General features: G+C 64.6%; 13 protein-coding genes and 2 pseudogenes. 4 read left to right on the plus strand and 11 right to left on the minus strand.

Features of this window, described 5'->3' with window-relative positions; translation table 11 throughout:
• Positions 1-86: 86 nt before the first annotated feature.
• The 6 genes and pseudogenes from nadA to recO form a co-directional block, all read right to left on the minus strand.
• Positions 87-1,163: a quinolinate synthase NadA gene (gene nadA / locus CRO48_RS11275; RefSeq protein ID WP_097139211.1), complete on the minus strand. Its 1,077-nt coding sequence runs from the start codon at positions 1,161-1,163 to the stop codon at positions 87-89.
• Between the two features lie 169 nt (positions 1,164-1,332).
• Entirely contained in the window at positions 1,333-2,571 is a 1,239-nt protein-coding gene (locus tag CRO48_RS11280) for an MFS transporter (RefSeq protein ID WP_097139213.1), read from the minus strand.
• Between the two features lie 127 nt (positions 2,572-2,698).
• The gene (locus CRO48_RS11285; RefSeq protein WP_097139421.1) at positions 2,699-3,544 is read right to left on the minus strand and encodes an MOSC domain-containing protein; all 846 of its coding nucleotides are present in this window, start codon (positions 3,542-3,544) and stop codon (positions 2,699-2,701) included.
• A 155-nt stretch (positions 3,545-3,699) separates the two neighbouring features.
• Positions 3,700-6,686, minus strand: a pseudogene (locus CRO48_RS33470) (DUF2339 domain-containing protein).
• A 129-nt stretch (positions 6,687-6,815) separates the two neighbouring features.
• Positions 6,816-7,325 (minus strand): PaaI family thioesterase, encoded by a 510-nt coding sequence (locus tag CRO48_RS11295; protein ID WP_097139216.1) that lies wholly within the window; start codon positions 7,323-7,325, stop codon positions 6,816-6,818.
• Positions 7,322-8,074 carry a DNA repair protein RecO gene (recO, locus tag CRO48_RS11300; protein ID WP_097139423.1) on the minus strand — a complete coding sequence of 251 codons (753 nt, stop codon included), beginning with the start codon at positions 8,072-8,074 and terminating at the stop codon, positions 7,322-7,324. Before recO ends, CRO48_RS11295 begins: the two co-directional genes overlap by 4 nt.
• Before the next feature lie 201 nt (positions 8,075-8,275).
• Here recO and CRO48_RS11305 point away from each other — a divergent pair, with 201 nt between their 5' ends.
• Entirely contained in the window at positions 8,276-9,013 is a 738-nt protein-coding gene (locus tag CRO48_RS11305; RefSeq protein WP_407071921.1) for a L,D-transpeptidase, read from the plus strand.
• 101 nt (positions 9,014-9,114) lie between these two features.
• On the opposite strand, the pseudogene CRO48_RS11310 reads toward CRO48_RS11305, so the two are convergent.
• Positions 9,115-9,591: pseudogene (locus CRO48_RS11310) on the minus strand (SRPBCC domain-containing protein); the annotation flags it as partial.
• Between the two features lie 51 nt (positions 9,592-9,642).
• On the opposite strand from CRO48_RS11310, the gene CRO48_RS11315 reads away from it, so the two are divergent.
• Positions 9,643-9,966 carry an ArsR/SmtB family transcription factor gene (locus CRO48_RS11315; RefSeq protein ID WP_097139223.1) on the plus strand — a complete coding sequence of 108 codons (324 nt, stop codon included), beginning with the start codon at positions 9,643-9,645 and terminating at the stop codon, positions 9,964-9,966.
• A gap of 6 nt (positions 9,967-9,972) precedes the next feature.
• Here CRO48_RS11315 and CRO48_RS11320 read toward each other — a convergent pair whose 3' ends face one another.
• From CRO48_RS11320 to CRO48_RS11330, 3 genes are all read right to left on the minus strand, one after another.
• Positions 9,973-11,001 (minus strand): GGDEF domain-containing protein, encoded by a 1,029-nt coding sequence (locus CRO48_RS11320; RefSeq protein ID WP_097139225.1) that lies wholly within the window; start codon positions 10,999-11,001, stop codon positions 9,973-9,975.
• Positions 11,002-11,140: 139 nt separating this feature from the next.
• Positions 11,141-13,441 (minus strand): Tex family protein, encoded by a 2,301-nt coding sequence (locus CRO48_RS11325; RefSeq protein WP_097139227.1) that lies wholly within the window; start codon positions 13,439-13,441, stop codon positions 11,141-11,143.
• A 140-nt stretch (positions 13,442-13,581) separates the two neighbouring features.
• Positions 13,582-14,841: an SAM-dependent methyltransferase gene (locus CRO48_RS11330; protein WP_097139229.1), complete on the minus strand. Its 1,260-nt coding sequence runs from the start codon at positions 14,839-14,841 to the stop codon at positions 13,582-13,584.
• Between the two features lie 162 nt (positions 14,842-15,003).
• On the opposite strand from CRO48_RS11330, the gene CRO48_RS11335 reads away from it, so the two are divergent.
• Complete coding sequence (locus tag CRO48_RS11335) at positions 15,004-16,056, plus strand: ABC transporter substrate-binding protein (RefSeq protein WP_097139231.1); 1,053 nt, start codon at positions 15,004-15,006, stop codon at positions 16,054-16,056.
• Positions 16,043-18,421 carry a putative bifunctional diguanylate cyclase/phosphodiesterase gene (locus CRO48_RS11340; protein WP_097139232.1) on the plus strand — a complete coding sequence of 793 codons (2,379 nt, stop codon included), beginning with the start codon at positions 16,043-16,045 and terminating at the stop codon, positions 18,419-18,421. The genes CRO48_RS11335 and CRO48_RS11340 overlap by 14 nt, the downstream gene beginning before the upstream one ends.
• An 85-nt stretch (positions 18,422-18,506) precedes the next feature.
• On the opposite strand, the gene era is transcribed toward CRO48_RS11340, so the two are convergent.
• Positions 18,507-19,436 carry a GTPase Era gene (era, locus tag CRO48_RS11345; protein ID WP_097139425.1) on the minus strand — a complete coding sequence of 310 codons (930 nt, stop codon included), beginning with the start codon at positions 19,434-19,436 and terminating at the stop codon, positions 18,507-18,509.
• Positions 19,437-19,470: the final 34 nt, after the last annotated feature.

The following is a 19,470-nucleotide window of genomic DNA, read 5'->3' on the forward strand; positions in this document are numbered from 1 at the left end:
GGGGCCATGGCGATCGGGATGACGCGGGAATGGTCTGTCGCGCGGCCTCTCTCCAAACTGTGTGCCGGGACGACGCGCGCCCCGCGCTACTGCTTCAAGTTCACCATCCGCTCGACGGCAAGGCGGGCGCGGTCGGCGATTGCCGGATCGACCAGTACCTCCTCCGTCATGAACACAAGGCTGTCGAGGATCTTCGGCAGCGTGATGCGCTTCATGTGCGGACAGAGGTTGCACGGCTTGATGAAGTCGACGCCTTCCACTTCCGCCTGAATGTTCGATGCCATCGAGCATTCGGTGACGAGCAGCACGCGGGAGGGACGGTTGTCCTTGACGTAGTTGATCATACCCGCGGTCGATCCGGAGAAATCGCACACCGCGATCACGTCGGGATGGCACTCGGGGTGGCCGATGATCTCGATTGTCGGATCGGCCTCCTTGTAGGCGAGCAGTTCGGCTGCTGTGAACCGCTCGTGCACCTCGCAATGGCCCTTCCACGTAAGGATCCTCTTGTTCGTCTGCCGGGCGACGTTCATCGCCAGATATTCGTCGGGGATGCAGAGAACGGTATCGCTCTCCAGGCTTTCGACGACCGAAAGCACGTTGGAGGAGGTGCAGCAGATGTCGGTCTCCGCCTTCACGTCGGCGGACGTGTTGACATAGGTGACGACAGGCACGCCGGGATAGCGCTGCTTCAGGAGCCGCACGTCGGCTCCCGTTATCGATTCGGAGAGCGAGCAGCCAGCCTTCGCATCCGGGATCAACACGGTCTTTTCCGGATTGAGCAGCTTCGACGTCTCGGCCATGAAGTGCACGCCGCACTGGACGATGATCTCCGCATCGACCCTGGTCGCATCACGGGCAAGCTGCAGGCTGTCGCCGACGATGTCGGCCACGCAATGGAATATCTCCGGCGTCTGGTAGTTGTGGGCGAGGATCACCGCCCCGCGCTCTCTCTTCAGTCGATTGATGGCATGCACGTAAGGGGCGTAGACCGGCCACTCGATCGCCGGAATGAACTTGCTGACCCGCTGATAGAGATGTTCGGTCGCGCGCGCGACCTCCGGCGTGAAGGTCAGATCGGGCATCTCGACGACGCCGAAGCGCGCTGCCGCCGTTTGCGGAGCCTCCATCGCATCGACCTGCCGGGTAGCAAGCTGGGTCATCACCACTCCTCCTCTGCCGCGCAGGGCGGCCTCCATTTTTGCTCACTTTGAGCATAACTGGAGCCAAATAAAACCGGCGTGGCCGGCGGCGTTTGATTTAGAAAGTTTTGTGACGGTTTGCAAGGCGCTGCCCGCACAAAAGACGGGCAGCCGGCAATCGCAGAATAACTCAGGCCATTACGGGACGGCTCACCGACTGTTCGCGGATAGGCATGTGGACGATCGCGGCCACCAAGCCCAGCGCGACACCGAACCACCACACCGGATCGTAGGTCCCGAAGTGGTCGTAGAGATAGCCGCCCATCCACACGCCCAGGAACGAGCCGACCTGGTGCGACAGGAAAACGATGCCGCCGAGCAGGCCGAGGTGGCGCGTTCCGAACATGATCGCCACCAGAGCGTTCGTGGGCGGCACGGTCGAGAGCCACAACAGCCCCATGACGATGGCGAAGACGATCACCGACGTCGGTGATTGCGGCAGGACCAGGAAGGCCGTGACCGCCACCGAGCGAGCGAAATAGATCAGCGCGAGGAAATAGGGCTTGGAATAGTGCTGACTGATCATGCCGGAGGCGAGCGAGCCGATGATGTTAAAAAAGCCGATCAGGGCAAGCGCAATCACCGCGTAGCGCGCATCGATGCCGATGTCGCCGATATAGGCGGGGAAATGCGCGGTGATGAAGGCCACCTGATAGCCGCAGACGAAGAAGCCGGCGACGAGCAGCAGATAGCTGCGATGACCGAACGCCTCGGTCAGCGCCTGCGCCGCGGTCTGCTGAAACGCCGCCTCGTTGCCGCGACCGCTCGACGAATTGCCGCGCAGGGGTATGGCGAACAGCGGCACGAGCAGCATCAGGGCGCCGAGAACGACGAGGCTGTCCGACCAGCCGAGCGCGGAGATCAGCCCCTGGCTCAGCGGCGCAAACAGGAACATGCCGGCCGAACCGGCCGCTGTGCCGATGCCGAAGGCCATCGAGCGCTGCTGCGGGGTGACATGGCGGGCGAATGCCGACAGCACGATGCCAAAGGAGCCGGAGCCGACGGCCAAGCCGATCAGAACGCCGCCGCCGATATGCAGCGTTGCCGCCGAGCCGCCAAGCGACATCAAAAACAGGCCCACAGCGTAGAGAATGCCGGACAGGGCAAGCACGCGCCAGGTGCCGTATTTGTCCGCTACGGCGCCGAAAACGGGCTGGCCCAGCCCCCAGCAGAGGTTCTGCACCGCCATTGCCAGGCCGAACGTCGTGCGGTCCCAGCCGGTGTCCTGCAGCATCGGCAACTGGAAAAAGCCCATCGCCGAGCGCGGGCCGAAGGTCAGCATGGCGACGATCGATCCGGCGGCGATGATGAGCCACGGCATGTGATCGCGGCGTACGACGCTGGCATCGGTCGAGGTAGTGGCAGACATCCGCGGCTCCATCCGTCCTGTGATGAGCCGCAAGGTAACGGCGCCCATCCATACGAAAAAGTGAAATCTATTGAGCAACCGATCAACGACTCTGATGTTTCCAAGGCGGCCGCCGGCCTGGCGAGGCTCAGCCCCTCACCTTCATCGGCCAGCGCTCGGCACGTTCGCCACGCACCGTGACCGCGTCGCCGAGCCGCAGCCGGCCAGCCGTGCGCGGCACCGCATTCCAGCCGAACAGGACGCCGGCGACGCGACGATCGGCAGACATGCGTTTTTCGGCCAGCCCCTGGATCGGATTGCCGCCGATGCGCTCGCCGGTCGCCTGGTCCTGCGTCGTCATGATGCAGCGCGAACACGGCTTGACGAGATCGAAGACGATGCCGCCGATCTCCACGGCTTCCCAGAGGTCCTCGTCCCAGGCGCCGTCGTGCGCGACAAGGATGTTGGTGCGGAAGCGATCCATGCCGACCGGCTCCTGCCCCTTGCCCACGAGCGTGCGGTTCAGGTCGGCGAGCGACCCCGTCGTGGTGATCAGCACGGGGAAACCGTCGGTGAAACCGACCGGAACCGGTCGGCCGGCCCATGCCTCGCCCTCCAGGCGGCTCGCCTGCAGGTCCATATGCACCAGTTGCACCTCGCGGCCAAGCCATTCGGAGAGCACGCCGTTTGTGGTTTCGTCCGCGACCGCTGCATCGACGCTACTGTCCCAGACCGTGACCGCGGCGCGGCGGGACGGATCGAAGGTGGGCACAACCGAGCGGCCGTTCATCTGAAGCCGGATCGTTCCGTCGAGCGGATGGGCCTCCACCTGTGCGAGGGCCTGCAGTTCGCGCTGGGTGATGAAGCGTCCGGCAGGATCCGTCAGCATGAAGCGCCGGTCGTCAGCAAACCCGTCGAGTCCGACCGCGACCTCCGTCATGGGGATCGCGCGGCCGCTCTTCAGGGGATGGATGTTGAGGCCCGCGACCGTCATGTCGGGAGCGTCGTCTTTCGTGGCGATCATGGGGGAACCTTTCCGGGTTGCATCCGGACAAATGGGAGTATGCCCACCTCCTTAGCCGAATTAGCGGCGGACTGGAACGGGGCGTTTCCACACATGTTGCGGCCGGCCACTGGCGCGATCGGGAGCTACTCAGCGTTCAGCATCCTCTTTGGCTCACCTGCATTGTCGCCCGGCGCGACGGGCAAGGGGGCACGGCCGGCCGGTGCCGCGCCACGGCCGGAGAGGATTTTCTGATAGAAAAGGCCGATGCCGATCAGCACCGCGCCGAGACCGATGAAGGACAAGGCGCGAAGGATGCCTTCCAGATTGGACATGTCAACCAGAAACGCCTTGATCACGGCGACGAACACCAGTGCCGCCGAGGCAAGGCGCAGGCTTCTGGCATCGAAGCGCGAGCCGAGCGCCAGTAGCGCCACGCCCGTCAGAAGCCAGACCACGGAATAGGTGTACGTCTCGCCCTGCAGGAAGCCTTTCCAGTCGGCAATGCCTTCGCCGTGCCAGTAGCGCCGGACCGAAAGCGAAATCCAGGCGAAGACCAGTGCCGCCCCGGTCAGCGCGAGCAGCGTCACATAGGCCGCCGGACGCCGACCGCGCGCATACCAGGCAAGCCCGGCAAAGGCGAGGCCGGGCAGCAGGTAGCCGACCAGCAGCAGGTTAAAGAGCGGCCAGCGCCCGGTCAGTTCCCCCGTGAAATAGGGGTTGAGCGCGAAGAAGTGCGCCGACAGCATCGACAGCATCGACAGCACACCGATCGTCATCGAACCGTAGAGAAACACAGGACTGGGGGATCTCAGGTCGAGCGTCATCAGCACCGCCGACGCACCGGCGGCGAGAAGGGTGTAGATCGCCTGTTCGCCCAGCGTCGGCGCAGCGCTGTCGAGCACCCCGCCATTCATCGCATGGCGTACGAGGATGGCGACGGCCAGGAGCACGAAAAGGCAGGCGAGCGCCTGCAGGAGATTGCGCACCCGCTCGCCCGGCCACGCGCGCAGCAGATACGCCGAAAGGGCCAGCAGCAGCGCCGGCCCGCCATATCCGGGCAGCAGCTGGTTGAAGACAGGCGTCTTCGACAGATTGACCGCACCGACGATGGTTGGCTCCCAACCTATGCGGACCGCCACGACAAGTGCTGCGCCGACCATGGTCCACGGCAGCACCGGCCAGGGGCGCAGGCGGGTCGCGAGCACCATCGCAAAACCGAGAAGGGCCACAAGCAGCGTCGTGGCTAGGCCGTCGGTCAGCGCGAAGAGCGCCAGCACGAGAAAGGCGAAGCCGCCAGAGACCAGCGCCCATTGCGGCAGCTCCACCACACTGCCCCTTGTCTCCCTTATTCCGCGCGAGAAGACCTCGGCACCGGCAAGGAAGAAAAGCCCTGCGGCAAGCGCAAACAGCCCGTGCCTAACGTCGAGCGAGAGATTGCCGAAGGCGGCGAAGCTGACGGCCGTGATCGCCACCGGGAAGCCGCCATGAGCAGGCTGCAGAGCGCCGCATGCGCTGGCGCCCGGCGCCGCCAGAGGCGTATTCCCGCAGCGCCGGCGAGCGCCAGTCCGGCGGACAGCAGGAGCAGGAGATTGGCAGGCGGGGAAGCTGCGGGGGAAACCGGTGCGGCACTGTCGAAGGATGGCTGCGCCGGCAGGGACATCAACGTTTCGATTGCCAGCGGGCCGGAGAGACCGGCAAGGACCATGGCCCCTGCAAGTGCGCAAAGATGAGCCAGCACGGCGGGATAAAGCGCCCAGGCTCGGAAAGCGCCGAGAGCGGCAACCGCAAGGGCGAGTGCAGCAAACGCCGCTGCAGCGGAAGCTGGCAGCGGATGGAGAAAGGCAAGCACGACCGCCGGCAGGGCGGCTGCGATCGCGGCACTGAGCGAAACGGACACGAAGGCAGGCGCGAGGATACCCTGCCAGCGCCCCGCAGCTCGAATGGATTCCGGCATGGCTGCACCATCGGACGCGACCGTCACAGGGGACGCCTCCCCTGTCGCCGCGGTGACGATCTCCGCCTCGGACGGCTGTCCCGTGCCATCGGCAGTGGCATCCGCGCTTGCGGCAGGCATCGCCTCCTCCGGCGGCTGGCTGCCCGGCCAGATCACGGCGACGCCGGCCAGCATGACGATCAGGGCGAGCGTCAGCGGCAGCACCTGCACGCTGTCGGCCGCCGCCAGATAGAGCAGGCCCCAGAGCCCAAGCCCGGCATTGGCCAGCGCCGGCACCGCCTGCCAGCGGCGGAAACGCGAGGCCGCCAGGGTGGCAAGCCAGGCAATGGTGAGATAGGCGAAGAGGCGCCTTGGATCGGGTTCGTCCGTCGAGACCAGCAGCGGCGTCACCATGGAGGCGAGAAGGCCGAGGCCGGCGAGCGCCTGGCCGTGCAGCAGCGACAGGCCGATGGTCGCGACCGCGATGGCCGCAAGGAGCACGAACGTCACGGGCGCGCTGATGAAGCCATAGAAGCCGTGGGCGACATAGGTGGCGCCGAACAGGGTCACGGCGCCGGCAGCGGTGAGCACGCCGGGGATCATGGCGTTCTGGAAGGGCTGTGCCGCAGCCGGCTGCCCCCGGCGGCGGATGATCTCGCCGGCGCCGACGAGTGCAAGCCCGAACAGTGCTGCCAGCCAGAGGCGGACGGCCGGGCTGAGGACGCCGCTCTCGATCGCATACTTCACCATGAAGATGCCGCCGAGCGCCAGCGCCAGCCCGCCGACCCACACGGCCCAGCGCGCGCCGATCCGGCTTTCGAGGCTCTCGCGAACGGGAGTTTGGCCGCCGGCGGCGGCAGCGGTCATCGGCGCGGAGGCCCCGATCGCCTGTGCGACGCCTTCCGTCACTTCTCCTTCCGCGCGCTCGCCCGGACCCTGCGCCCCCTCCCGCGCCTGCAACCAGGGGCTGGCAAAAGGCGCCTCCCCGTCCGCTGCCGCAGCGTCGGCAGATACGGCCGGGGGAGCGTCCGCGCCGGTCGCGATCGGCAGGGCCGGAATGACGCCTTCGGCTCTCACGAGGTTCAGTTCGTCACGAAGTTTGCGAATCTCCTCAGTGAGTTTCGCCGCGTTCTTACGACTCCGATTCATCGCGGTGATAGCCAGGATGAGGGCGACCAGAGCCAGGATTTCCGCCATTTCGTCTCCGCTTCGCGGGTTGCCCCGCGCATTGTCCGCCCGCCCGCCATGAAGCGGCAGTACAGCCCACAATCCTAACCTGTGTGTCCCTTTAAGGAAACCGGCCCGGCAAATCCGGCATGAGGCCGGCTACTGCGACAGATTTGAGATCGGGAAGATGGCGCAGGTCTCGGTGCCATGGGCGAGCAGCTTGCCGTTTTTATTGCGCAGCCATGCCTCCGACGTCGCGATGGTGCGGCCGCGATGGACGAGGCGGCCCTCGCAAAAGACCTCGCCCATGCCGGGAAGAAGCGGGCGGACAAGGTTCACCTTGAACTCGATCGTCGTGTAGGCCTCGCCCGGCGCCACGGTCGAAAAGACGGCGCAGCCCAGCGCCGAATCCATCACCGTCGCGGTCCAGCCGCCGTGAACGGCCCCGAGCGGATTGAGGTGCTCGCGCGTTGGCAAACCCTTGAAAAGCACCCTGCCCTCTTCGACCTCGACCAGCGAGAAACGAAGCGTCTGCGCCATGGGCGGTGCCGGAAGTTCGCCGGCGAGCATGGACTGCATCACCTTCAGCCCGCCGTCCCGGGCCACAACGTCGAGCGGAAGCGTGCCGACGCCGGCAACGGTCAGGCCCGGGTAAATTTCCACATTCATGAAGCGAACTCCGCAGGACGTGCTGCAAGCGCCTTCAGCGTCGCCTGTACGAAGCCTTCCCGCGCGGTGGACAATTGCAGTCCGCGCGGCTCGCAGACATGCCGGTTGAGGAAATAGGCGGTGAGACGAAAGCCCTCCGCGAGCGCCTGTGCGTCGGCGGCGGCACCGGTCTCTTCACTGAGGAAACCCGGCAAGGCCAGCATGCGATCGGCCCAGGGCATTCCGGCGCTGCGGCAGACGGCGCGACCGGACTTCGGCGAGACGAAGACGAGATCGACCGTATCGCCGGTCGCCGCGCACCGCGCCAGATCGAGGCCATAGCCGAGATCTTCCAGCACGGCGAGTTCGAAGCGCACGACCAGTTCGCCCGCATCGGCCGGCTCGTGCAGATGTTCGAGCACGACGGCGAGCATCTCGAACAGGTGAGGATGGGGATCGCGCTCGGGCAGGAAGCGCAGCAGCGCCGCCATCGCCTGCACGCCATATACGGCAATCGCCGCTTCCATGAGCCGGCCGGCGCGAAGCTGCAGCGGCTCGATGCGGAACTCGCCGAGATGCTCGTCCAGGCGGGCCCGCCAGGTGACGTCCACCGAATTTCCAGGCTGCAGCACCGGCTGCATCGCGCGCGAGCGGCCCGAACGGACGACGCCGAGATGCCGGCCATGGCTGCGCGTCATCACCTCCGCGATGACGGATGTCTCGCCGTGGCGGCGTACGCCCAGCACGATGGCCTCGTCGTTCCATTGCATGGCAAAGGCATACGCCCGGTCGGCGGTATCGGCAAGCGCGATACGGCGGGCGGCAGACCAAAGCGTTGCATATGCGCCACAGCACCCCCAATGCCGCATTGTTGTATGGCCTTCGCCACGCCATCGCCTCTTTTGCTCCGGAGGGAACACATTCCCACCGATCCGATTCCGGAAAGCCCAAAGGTCAAGTTTATCATGCCCATGCCGTTGCCCCGCGCCGCATCCCCGCTGCGCGTCGCCGCCCTCCTGCTGCTTTCTCTGCCGCTCGCCGGCTGTGTCTCGACCGGAACGCCGGTGAAGAAGGGGCCGGATCCGATGCATGTGGCCATGTACGGCGCGCATCCGGACGAACGGTTCCCGCTGCCGGCGATGGACATCTCGAAGGTCGACCCGAAGTACTTCCGCCAGCAGGTCGCCTACCCGACCTCCGAGCTGCCGGGCACCGTCGTGATCGATACGAACAACCGCTTCCTCTATCTCGTGCAGGAAAACGGCATGGCGATGCGCTACGGCATCGGCGTCGGCAAGGCGGGCCTGGAGTTCGAAGGCTCCGCGCGGATCGGACGCAAGGCCGAATGGCCGCGCTGGACACCGACGCAGAACATGATCGCGCGCGAGCCGGAGCGCAACGCGCAATGGGCGGGCGGCATGGAGCCGGGCCTGACCAACCCGTTGGGGCCGCGGGCACTCTATCTCTACCAGGGCGACCGCGACACGCTGTTCCGCATTCACGGAACCTCCGAGCCCTGGTCGATCGGCAAGGCGGTATCGAGCGGGTGCATCCGGCTGTTCAACCAGGACATCATCGATCTCTACGGGCGCATTCCCGTCAATACGCGCGTCGTCGTCCTGCAGGAGGAAGCGCCGCAGGATATGCCCGCGAATGGAACGCCGATTGCCGGCGCGCCTGTGGCAGACTTGGGTTCCGCCGCCATCTGAGGCCGCATTGCCCGGCGTCAACGGTGCGCCGGGTTCATGCGGCGATCCGTCGATGTCGGATTCGAGGCGAGATCAGGGCTTTCGACTTGCGAGACGAAAGCCTCCTGCTCCGATGCGACCACGCCTTTCAACTCGCTCGGGTAATAGCCGTGGCGCAGGTTGATGCCGTATTCGAGATAGGCCTTCATGCAGGCGAGCATCTGCGACCAGCCTTCGCAGTTCATGTACGAACTCTTCTGCCCGCGGGCGTTTTCGCGCCATCCGGCCTCGGCGATCGTGACCATGGTGCCGCCGTCGTCGAGCGGAGTGAAGCGCATCTCCACCCGCGTCGTGTAGGCCTCCTCGCCCTCCTCCACCATCGCATCCCAGCGAAAGACGATCCGGGCGTTTTCCTCCACTTCCTCGACGATGACCGGCGCGGAGCCCCACCAGGTGACCGTCGTTCCGGCGACGAGCGGTGCGCTCGCTCCGCCCAGCGTGGTGAAATAGCCGCTCAGCTTGTTCGGATCGACCACGGCGTCGAACACCTCGGCCACCGGCTTTGCAATCCGACCGTTTACTCGAAATTCCAGCGTCATGCCTTCCTCCCATCGCTTGTGCCTGCCGCAATTATGTTATAAAAATATAACATGTCAAGCGAATCGGCCGACGATGCAATTTTCAAGGCGCTGGCGAACGGCAAGCGCCGGCAAATGCTGGACGCCATCAAGGAAGCACCGATGACCACCGGCGGCCTTTGCGAACTCTTTTCCGACATGGACCGCTGCACCGTCATGCAGCATCTGAAGGTTCTTGAAGATGCTGGCCTGGTGATCGCGAGGCGCGAGGGGCGAGAGCGCTGGAATCACTTGAACGCGATGCCGATCAAGGCCATTCACGATCGCTGGATCAGCCGATATGCGGGCCACGCCGTCAGCGTGCTGGAGGCGCTGAAGAGCGAGCTGGAAGCGTAGCGTGCGTCAGCCGCCGACGATGCGATAGCCGTTGCGTCCGGCGGCCTTGGCCTCGTAGAGCGCCGTATCCACGGCCTTCAGCAGCTCGACCCTGTTTCTCCCCTGATCGGGCGCCACCGCGCCGCCTACGCTGATCTGAGCGCTCAGTTCAACGCCGTCGACCTGAAAGGGATCGCGGAAGGCTGCGACGATGCGTTCTGACAGGGAGCGCAGCGCGCCGGCATCCGGCGGATCCGGCAGGAACACCGCAAACTCGTCGCCGCCCATGCGCACGGCCATGTCGCCGGCACGAATGACGGAGCGGATGCGGTCAGCGGCCTGCTTGAGCACCTGGTCGCCGGCATGGTGGCCGAAGCGGTCGTTGATGCCCTTGAAACCATCCATATCGAGATAGAGGGCGCCGAACCGGCTGCCCCCAGCCAGCGCCGCCTCCATCGCCTCGTCCACGAACGTCGTCAGCGCCTGGCGGTTGTAGAATCCGGTCAGCGGATCGGTGACGGCCGCAGCCCGCAGGCTTCGTTCGGCCAGGCCCATGACGATGTTCGCCGTCTGCAGCCGCAGCAATGCGCCCGCCACCAGCGCAAAGCGACGCAGGTTCTTCACCTCCGCCCCGCTCAGCGAGCGCGGGCGCGTATCGAGCACGCAGAAGGCGCCGACCACAAGGCCGGTCTCGGTGACAACAGGCGCGCCGGCATAGAAGCGGAAACGGGGCTCACCCGTCACATAGGGCATGTCGCGCAGCTCGGCGTGCGCGGCCAGATCGGTAATGACGACAACATCATTTGCATGGACGACGCGCGTGCAGATGGAGATGTCCCGCGCGCACTCGCCGAGAGGTATTCCGGCCTGGCCGGCGACACGCTGCCAGTCTTCGTCCACGACATTGACCGCGGCAAAGGGTGTATCGAACACCCCCTGCGCCAGATTGGCGAGTGCGGAAAGCTCCGGCGTCGGGCCGCTGTCGGCGAGGTCAAGCGCGCGTACGGCGACCAGACGCTCGACCTCGTTCGCCGGCAGGCGCACCACTTGTCCCATTCATCATTCCTCCGTCATTGCGAGCCGCATAAACGACTGTCAGACGTTCCTGCTCAAGATGGCAGCGGCCTTCAGCGTTAACGCTCCCGGATAGCCGTTCGGTTCCGGCACAAAATGCTGCGCGCCGTCGCCCAAATCGCTACTTCCGCTTCATGGCTTCTGCCAACGCCGCTCCGAATGCACCCTGCGAAGGCGGCTGCTGCTTGGACGGCTGCGCGCGGTTGTTGCCGCCGCGTGGCGCGTCGCGACGCTGGTCGCGCGACGGCTGCTCGCCGCCGCCGTCCTTGCGCATGGTCAGCCCGATGCGCTTGCGGGCCACGTCGACCTCGGTGACGCGCACCTTCACGACGTCGCCCGCCTTGACGACCTCGTGCGGATCCTTGACGAAGCGGTCTGCGAGCTGCGAGACGTGGACGAGACCGTCCTGATGGACGCCGATGTCGACGAAGGCACCGAAAGCCGCGACGTTCGTCACCGTTCCTTCCAAAAGCATGCCGACCTTCAGATCCTTGATTTCGTCGATCCCGTCGGCAAAGGTCGCCGTCTTGAATTCCGGGCGCGGGTCGCGGCCGGGCTTTTCCAGTTCGGCCACGATGTCCTTCACCGTGGGCAGCCCGAAACGCTCGTCGACGAACATCTGCGGATCGAGCTTCTTCAGAGCCGCGCTATCGCCCATCAGGCTGCGCACGTCACGGCCGCAGGCGGCGACGATCTTCTTGGCGACGCCATAGGCTTCCGGGTGGACGGAGGATGCGTCCAGCGGCTCCTTGCCATTCGGGATGCGCAGGAAGCCTGCGCACTGTTCGAAAGTGCGTGCGCCGAGACGCGGCACCTTGAGCAGTTCCTTGCGGCTCTCGAAGGGCCCGTTGGCGTCGCGATGGGCGACGATCGCGTCGGCGGACGATTTTCCAAGCCCGGAAACGCGCGCCAGCAGCGGAGCAGACGCGGTGTTCAGATCGACGCCGACCGCATTCACCGCATCCTCGACGACCGCATCCAGCGAACGGCTGAGCTTGCCCTGGTCGACGTCGTGCTGGTACTGGCCGACGCCGATCGACTTAGGTTCGATCTTCACCAGTTCGGCGAGCGGGTCCTGCAGGCGGCGGGCGATGGAGACGGCACCACGCAGCGAAACATCGAGATTCGGGAACTCGGCAGCCGCGGTCTCCGATGCCGAGTAGACGGACGCGCCGGCCTCGGAGACGATCACCTTGGTCGGCTTGGGCGCGGGCAGAACAGCCAGCATGTCGGCGACGAGCTTCTCCGTCTCGCGGCTGCCGGTTCCGTTGCCGATCGCGATCAGTTCGACCTTGTGCTTGCGGATCAGCGAGGCGAGCTCGGCCTGCGTGCCGCGCACGTCGTTCTTCGGCGGGAACGGATAGACCGTCGTGGTCTCCAGCACCTTGCCCGTGTTGTCGACGACGGCAACCTTGACGCCGGTGCGGATACCCGGATCAAGCCCCATCGTCGCCCGCGTTCCCGCAGGTGCGGCCAACAGCAGATCCTTCAGGTTGCGGGCGAAAACGCGGATCGCCTCCTCCTCGGAGCGCTCGCGCATCTCCCGCATCAGGTCCAGCGACAGCGACATGGAAAGCTTCACCCGCCAGGTCCAGCCGAAGACCTCGGCCAGCCACTTGTCGCCCGGCTTCTGGCCGAGCGCGTAGAAGGAGGCGATGATGCGCTCGACCGGCTTGACCTGTTCCACATTGTCCTGGTCCACGACGATGTCGACGGAAAGCACCTCCTCGTTCCAGCCGCGCAGCATCGCCAGCGCGCGGTGGCCCGGAACGGTCGCCCACCTTTCTGTGTGGTCGAAGTAATCGGAAAACTTGGCGCCGGCCTCCTTCTTGCCGTCGACGACGCGGGAACGGAGGAAGGCGTTTTCCTTCATGTGTTGGCGCAGCCGCTTCAGCAGGTCGGCGTTTTCCGTGATCTGTTCGGCGATGATGTCGCGCGCGCCCTCGAGCGCGGCCTTGGCATCGGGCACGTCGGCGCCGAGGAAGGCCTGCGCCAGATCCGCCGGCACCCTGTCGCGTTCGGCGAGTATCCGATCGGCGAGCGGGCCAAGCCCGCGCTCGCGGGCGATCTCCGCCTTGGTGCGGCGCTTGGGCTTGTAAGGCAGGTAGATGTCTTCCAGCTCCGCCTTCGTGGAAACGCTTGCTATCTTGGCGGCCAGGTCGTCGGTGAGCTTCCCCTGCCCTGAGATGCTTTCCAGGATCGAGGTGCGCCGCGCCTCGAGCTCACGCAGATAGACGAGACGTTCGGAGAGCACGCGCAGCTGGGTGTCATCCAGCCCGCCGGTCACTTCCTTGCGGTAGCGTGCGATAAAGGGAACGGTGGCGCCTTCGTCAAGGAGGCCGACCGCAGCCGAAACCTGCGCCGATGTCGCCTTGATCTCGGCGGCGATCGTGTTGGCGATCTTGAGCGGTGTGGCAGCCATCGAAGTCTCCTGTGCAATCTCGCCATTGAAAGCGCCTCGCCTTCAGCGCGGGCAAACGCTTCGGCGGGCGGCGACCATAGTGCCGTGCCCGGCGAACGCCAATCGCCAGATATGGCGGGGTCCACAGCTTATAGCGCGCGTCAGCTCCGGAAGCGGACGGGGGCGAGCGGTGGGCGGCCCGCCTCGAACGCCTTGAGCGAAGCTTCCGCCTCGGCGATATAGTCGCGCGCATAGGGCACCGCATCCTGATGACGGGCCAGCTGCAGTTGGATGATCGGCAGACGGTCGTGCCGGAACGCAGCCTCCATCGCAGCAAGGTAGAATTCCCACATCCTGCAGAAGCGCTCGTCATAGAGACCTGCCGCCTCGTCCCACCGCGCGACGAAGCGCTCCCGCCAGGCCTTCAGCGTCCAGGCATAGTGCATCGGCAGCATCTCAATGTCCTTCACCAGGAAGCCTGCCCGCTCGATTGCGGGCAGCACCTCCGACAGCGCCGGCAGGTAGCCGCCGGGGAAGATGTACTTTTCGATCCAGGGATTGATGGTGTAGGCCGGTTTCACCCGGCCGATATAGTGAAGAACCATCACGCCCTCCTTCTTCAAAACGCGCGCCATCGTCTTGAAGAACCTGTCGTAATTGGCAAGGCCGACGTGTTCGAACATGCCGACGGAGACGATGCGGTCGAACTCGCCCTTCAGGTCGACATAGTCGGTCAGCTCGAAGCGCACCCGGTCGGAGAGGCCGCGCTCGGCGACGCGGTTTCGGGAGACGGTGAGCTGTTCTTCGCTGAGCGTGATGCCGGTCACATCCGCGCCGGAGCTTTCGGCCATGTACATGCCGAGGCCGCCCCAGCCCGAACCGACCTCCAGCACGCGCTGGCCGGGCTGCAGCAACAGCTTGGCGGTGATGTGCCGCTTCTTGGCCGTCTGCGCCTCATCAAGCGAAATGCCGCGCGGCTGGAAATAGGCGCAGGAATACTGCCAGTCGTGATCGAGGAAAAGATCGAACAGGCGCGCGTCGAGGTCATAATGATGCGCCACGTTCCTGCGGTTGCGATTGACCGGAATTCGGGCGCCGAACTGATAGGCCAGCAGGCGCAGCAGCCCCTTCGCCTTGAGCCGCGGGCTCGCGACGCGGCGTATCCCGTTGCGGCGCAGCAGCGACAGCAGGTCGAATATGTCGCCCTCCTCCACGACCAGTCGCCCGTCCATGTAGGCCTCGCCCAGCTTCAGAGCGGGATCGGCGGCGATTTCCCCGCCGACGTCCGCATCGGCCAGGCGTATGCGCAGCGCCCGGCCCGTACCGTCGCCGAAGCGCGTCTGCCCGCCGGACGGATCGACCAGAAGCAACTGGCCGGTACCGATGACCCTGCCCAGCAATGAAGAAAGATCCGCTCCCATGCATGCCTCTCTGACTGTTATCTCCATGGCAACCTAGCAACCCCGCAGTGCAGCGCAATGCGTTCCTGCCGCGCGACGGTTCAACGCCGGGTTTTCCTGTAAGAATTCCTCAATCGTTGCTCGCTATCCTTGTTTCGTTAAGTGGAGCGCCGGGGCTTGGTTATGCGGAAATCTGTTTTGGTCGCGACTGCGACGCTCGCCGCGTTCTGCACGCCGCCGACCGCATCCGCCGAAACGCTGAACCTGCTGATCTGGGAATCCTACATCGACGACGCCATCCTGAAGGAATGGACGGAGAAGTCCGGATACGAGGTTCACCAGACATTTTACGACAGCGGCGACGCCCGCGATCAGGTGCTCTCCGATCCGCTGAGCGATGTGGACCTTGTGGTCACGGGCGAAAACGGCGCCCGGCTTTTTGGCGAACGTGGGGTGCTGACGGCCCTCTCTACAGAAAACGTGCCGTCACTGTCGGAATATGACGACGGCTGGACGCGGCGCTGCGGTGGCTACGGCGTTCCCTACTTCTGGGGAACGATGGGCATTCTCTACCGATCCGACGCAATCAAGACGGCACCGGAATCCTGGGCCGACCTCATGGCGCCGGCCGAACCGATGCGAAACCATATCGCGATGTACCAGGACCACAACGAGGCTTTCGTGCCGGCGCTGATCCTGCTTGGAAAGTCGATCAACACCAACGACAACGAGACGCTCAGGGAAGCCTATCAGCTGATGAAGGCGCAGGCGCCTTTCGTGCTCACCTACGACTACGTCATCACCTCGATCCAGAACCCGGAAGTGGGACCGGAAATCCAGATGGCGCTTGGCTATAGTGGCGACCAGCACGTCCTGAACGAAAAGGTCGGCACCGAAGGGCTGTGGCACTACGCCGTGCCGAAGGAGGGCACGCTCTTCTGGCTGGACTGCATGGCCCTTACGGAGCGATCGAAGAAAAAGCGAGAGGCGCTGGACCTGCTCAACCATATCTCGAAGGCAAAAAGCGCGGCGCGCAACGCGATCGCACAGAACATGCCGATCGCGAACCGGGAGGCGATGGCGCTGCTGCCGGCCGAGATGCGCAACAATCCCGAAATCTTCACCGCACCGGAAATCCTGGCGAAGAGCCAGCATCAGGAAGAACTGACCATCCAATCCGTGCAATCCCGCAGACGCATCATCAGCAGCCTGGTTCAGTTACGTGACTCTCGGTAAACGCGCCTTTGTCCTCATTTTCCCGGTCGTTCTTGCAGGCTACGTACTGGCAGCCAGCCTTCTCTACTTCAGCCAGAGCCATTCCATTCTCGGCCTCGAGCGCGCCAGGCTCTGGCAGCAGCTTGGCCTTCTCGGAGCGGTTTTCGAAAACGATGTCACCAAAAACAAAAGCCTGATCTACTCGCTCGTCGAGGGCAACGCGGTAAGACTTTTCGTCAGCGAGCCGGACGCCAGCTATCGCAGCAACGCCATCGGCGTGCTGATGCAGAAGAACGTCAAATCGCTTTCGGAGGATGCGACGCGCTTCGTCTCCCTCGCCATCATCCGACCGCCGCTGTCGGTCGATTTCTACTACGAGAACAGCCAGGACCCGTTCGCCGAGATCCCGCAGGCGCAACTGCTGCACGCGCGAAGCATGATCGACAGCCCGAAACTGTCGGGTTGGTCCTACATCGAGCCGGAAGGGACGTCCCCTCTCATCGTGCATTCACAGTTTCTCGATCCGCTGACGTTCAATCAGCCGGTCTCCAGCGCCAAGGACGGGTCGATCCTGATCCAGACGGCCGTGCTGCCGCGCCCGTTCCTCGACATGAAGAAGGCGCTCGAACGGGAGTATGGCGCGAAGATCGAGATATCGAACCATCCGCTGACTGCCAAAGGCGCGCTGTCGGCCACGGTCAGGCTTGGCCCCTCGCTGCATGCCCGCCTGACACCACCGCCGGGCCACCTCGATGCCAAGCTCCTGAATCTGAAGCTTCTGCTTGCGGCCGGTGCTGTGGTCCTCAGCCTCTTCACCATCGGGATCGTGCTGGTCCTTGTCCGCCGCTTCATCACCAACCCGGTCGCGCGGCTGGACAAGCAGTTGATGGAGGTCATGTCCGGGCGGCGCAGGGAGCTTGCGCCGAGCGATGAGGCGGGAGAGATCGGCCGCCTGTCGGCAAACATGAAGCAGTTGCACGACAACGTCGTGGAATCCTTCGGCCTCGTGCAGAGCGCTTCATGGACCGACACGCTGACGGGCATCTCCAATCGCGAACACTTCAACGTCCGATCGAACCAGATGCTCGACGGCGCACGGCGGTCGGGGACGGGCTGCACGCTGCTGTTCATCGACGTGGACAACTTCAAGTTCGTCAACGACAAATACGGGCACAAGGTGGGCGACGAGCTTCTGAGAACGCTGGCGCCGCGGATCAACGCCATCGTCCGGTCGGTGACGGAGCGCCGCGAACTGCCCGAGGCGCTGGTGGCACGACTTTCCGGCGACGAATTCGCCATCATGGTACAGTCCAACCCGGCCGACGGCACGATCACCGAAATATCGCGCTCCATCCTCGGCCTCTTCTCCGACGGATTCGAGATGCTGGAAAAGTCCTACCCCGTTACCGCCAGCATCGGCATCGCCATCTTCCCCGACGACGCAGCCGACCTGCAGGAACTTCTGGCGAACGCCGATGCGGCGATGTACCAGGCCAAGGCGCAGGGCAAGAACGGTTCCGCCCGCTACTCGCGCTCGCTGCACGAGAAGAGGACGCGCCAGCGCCAGATCGAGGAGGAACTGCAGACCATGCGCCCGGACGACGAGATGCATCTCGTCTACATGCCGATCGTGGACGGTCGCGGCAAGGTTTCGGGTTGCGAGGCGCTGCTCCGCTGGACGTCGCCATTGCTTGGGCGGGTGACGCCGGACGAATTCATTCCGATCGCCGAGACCACGGGCCTGTTCAGCAAGATCGACAGCTGGGTCATCGACAAGGCCATGTCGCAATACGGGCAGATCAGGCGGCTCTTCGGTGCCGACACGGTACTCTGCATCAACATCTCGTCTGCCGAACTCTACAACAAGTCGATCTCCGATCGCTTCTGCGACGGCCTGGTCCGCTACGGGATCGAGGCACGCTCCATCGAGATCGAGCTGACGGAGACATACGCCGTCAAGCTCGGCGATCTCTCACAGCGCAACATCGACATGCTGCGCAGCAAGGGTTTCCGCATTTCCATCGACGACTTCGGCGCCGGCTACACCTCGGTCCAGCAGATCATCGACTATCCGGCCGAGACGATCAAACTGGACCGGGCGCTGGTCGAGAGCCTGACCAATGCCGCAGCGCTGCCCACCCTGCGCGCCGTCATCGCACTCTGCCATGCCCAGGATATGCAGGTCGTGGCCGAAGGGGTCGACACGCCCGAAAAGATGGCGCTTTTGGCCGCGGCGGGCTGCGACCTATACCAGGGCTACCTGATCAGCGAGCCACGGACGATCGACGACCTCGGCCTTTGGGCGATGCAGCGGCTGATCGAGCAGGCAAGGGAAAAGAGCCCTTCCAGCAAGACCGGAGCGGCTCGAAAAGCGTCGCAAGCCTGAGCGGCTTGCGCCTGCGACGTAACGGGCTTCGATAATCCGGGCGACCGCGCCCTGCCCCTCCCCGGGACCGGCGACAGCGGCAGGCTCAGTGTGGGAAGTCCAGCCCCATCTCGCGGAATCGCTCAGGGTCGTCTCCCCAGTTCTCACGCACCTTGACGAAGAGGAACAGGTGCACCGGCTGCTCGAGGATCTCCGACAGCTCCTTACGCGAAGCCATCGAGATCGCCTTGATCGCATCGCCGTTCTTTCCAAGCGCGATCTTCTTCTGGCTGTCGCGCTCGACGTAGATCACCTGCTCGATGCGCACCGAACCATCCTTGCGCTCCTCCCACTTCTCCGTCTCGACATGGGAAGAATAGGGCAGCTCCTGATGCAGGCGCAGGAACAGCTTCTCGCGGGTGATCTCAGCGGCGAGCTGGCGCATCGGCAGGTCGGAGATCTGGTCTTCTGGATAGTACCAGGGACCTTCGGGCAACGCCTTGGCGAGATAGTCCATGACATCGTCGCAGCCCGATCCGTTCAGCGCCGAGATCATGAAGGTACGCTCGAACGGAACGACGTCGTTGGCAGCCTTCGCCAGCGTCAACAGCGTCTCCGGCGACACCTGGTCGACCTTGTTGAGCACGAGAATTTTCGGCTGGTGGACCTCTTTCAGTCCTTCCAGGATGGTCTCGGCGTCTCCCTTCAAACCGCGTTCGCTGTCGATCAGGAACATGATCACATCCGCATCCTTGGCTCCCCCCCAGGCGGAGGTGACCATGGCCCGGTCGAGCCGGCGGCGCGGCTTGAAAATGCCGGGCGTATCCATGAAGACGATCTGAGCGTTGTCGTGGATGGCGATGCCACGCACGATCGCCCGCGTCGTCTGCACCTTGTGGCTGACGATCGAGACCTTGGCGCCGACGAGACGGTTGACCAGCGTCGACTTGCCGGCATTGGTGGCGCCGATCAGGGCGACGAAGCCGGAGTGGGTGGGAGCGCCGGCCTCGGCGGTTTCGTTTTCTTGTTCTGTCATGGCAAAGTCCGTTCTTTTCTGCGCCGCCGGCATG

The sequence above is a fragment of the Rhizobium subbaraonis genome (assembly GCF_900220975.1).
Lineage (GTDB): Bacteria > Pseudomonadota > Alphaproteobacteria > Rhizobiales > Rhizobiaceae > Mycoplana > Mycoplana subbaraonis.

Excerpts from the sequence above, each read along its gene's own strand:
- CRO48_RS11280 (WP_097139213.1), bottom strand. The coding sequence starts at position 2,571 with ATGTCTGCCACTACCTCGACCGATGCCAGCGTCGTACGCCGCGATCAC.
- recO (WP_097139423.1), bottom strand. The coding sequence starts at position 8,074 with ATGCAATGGAACGACGAGGCCATCGTGCTGGGCGTACGCCGCCACGGC.
- nadA (WP_097139211.1), bottom strand. The coding sequence starts at position 1,163 with ATGACCCAGCTTGCTACCCGGCAGGTCGATGCGATGGAGGCTCCGCAA.
- CRO48_RS11330 (WP_097139229.1), bottom strand. The coding sequence starts at position 14,841 with ATGGGAGCGGATCTTTCTTCATTGCTGGGCAGGGTCATCGGTACCGGC.
- CRO48_RS11295 (WP_097139216.1), bottom strand. The coding sequence starts at position 7,325 with ATGAATGTGGAAATTTACCCGGGCCTGACCGTTGCCGGCGTCGGCACG.
- CRO48_RS11320 (WP_097139225.1), bottom strand. The coding sequence starts at position 11,001 with ATGGGACAAGTGGTGCGCCTGCCGGCGAACGAGGTCGAGCGTCTGGTC.
- CRO48_RS11305 (WP_407071921.1), top strand. The coding sequence starts at position 8,276 with ATGCCGTTGCCCCGCGCCGCATCCCCGCTGCGCGTCGCCGCCCTCCTG.
- era (WP_097139425.1), bottom strand. The coding sequence starts at position 19,436 with ATGACAGAACAAGAAAACGAAACCGCCGAGGCCGGCGCTCCCACCCAC.
- CRO48_RS11325 (WP_097139227.1), bottom strand. The coding sequence starts at position 13,441 with ATGGCTGCCACACCGCTCAAGATCGCCAACACGATCGCCGCCGAGATC.
- CRO48_RS11315 (WP_097139223.1), top strand. The coding sequence starts at position 9,643 with ATGTCAAGCGAATCGGCCGACGATGCAATTTTCAAGGCGCTGGCGAAC.
- CRO48_RS11335 (WP_097139231.1), top strand. The coding sequence starts at position 15,004 with ATGCGGAAATCTGTTTTGGTCGCGACTGCGACGCTCGCCGCGTTCTGC.
- CRO48_RS11285 (WP_097139421.1), bottom strand. The coding sequence starts at position 3,544 with ATGACGGTCGCGGGCCTCAACATCCATCCCCTGAAGAGCGGCCGCGCG.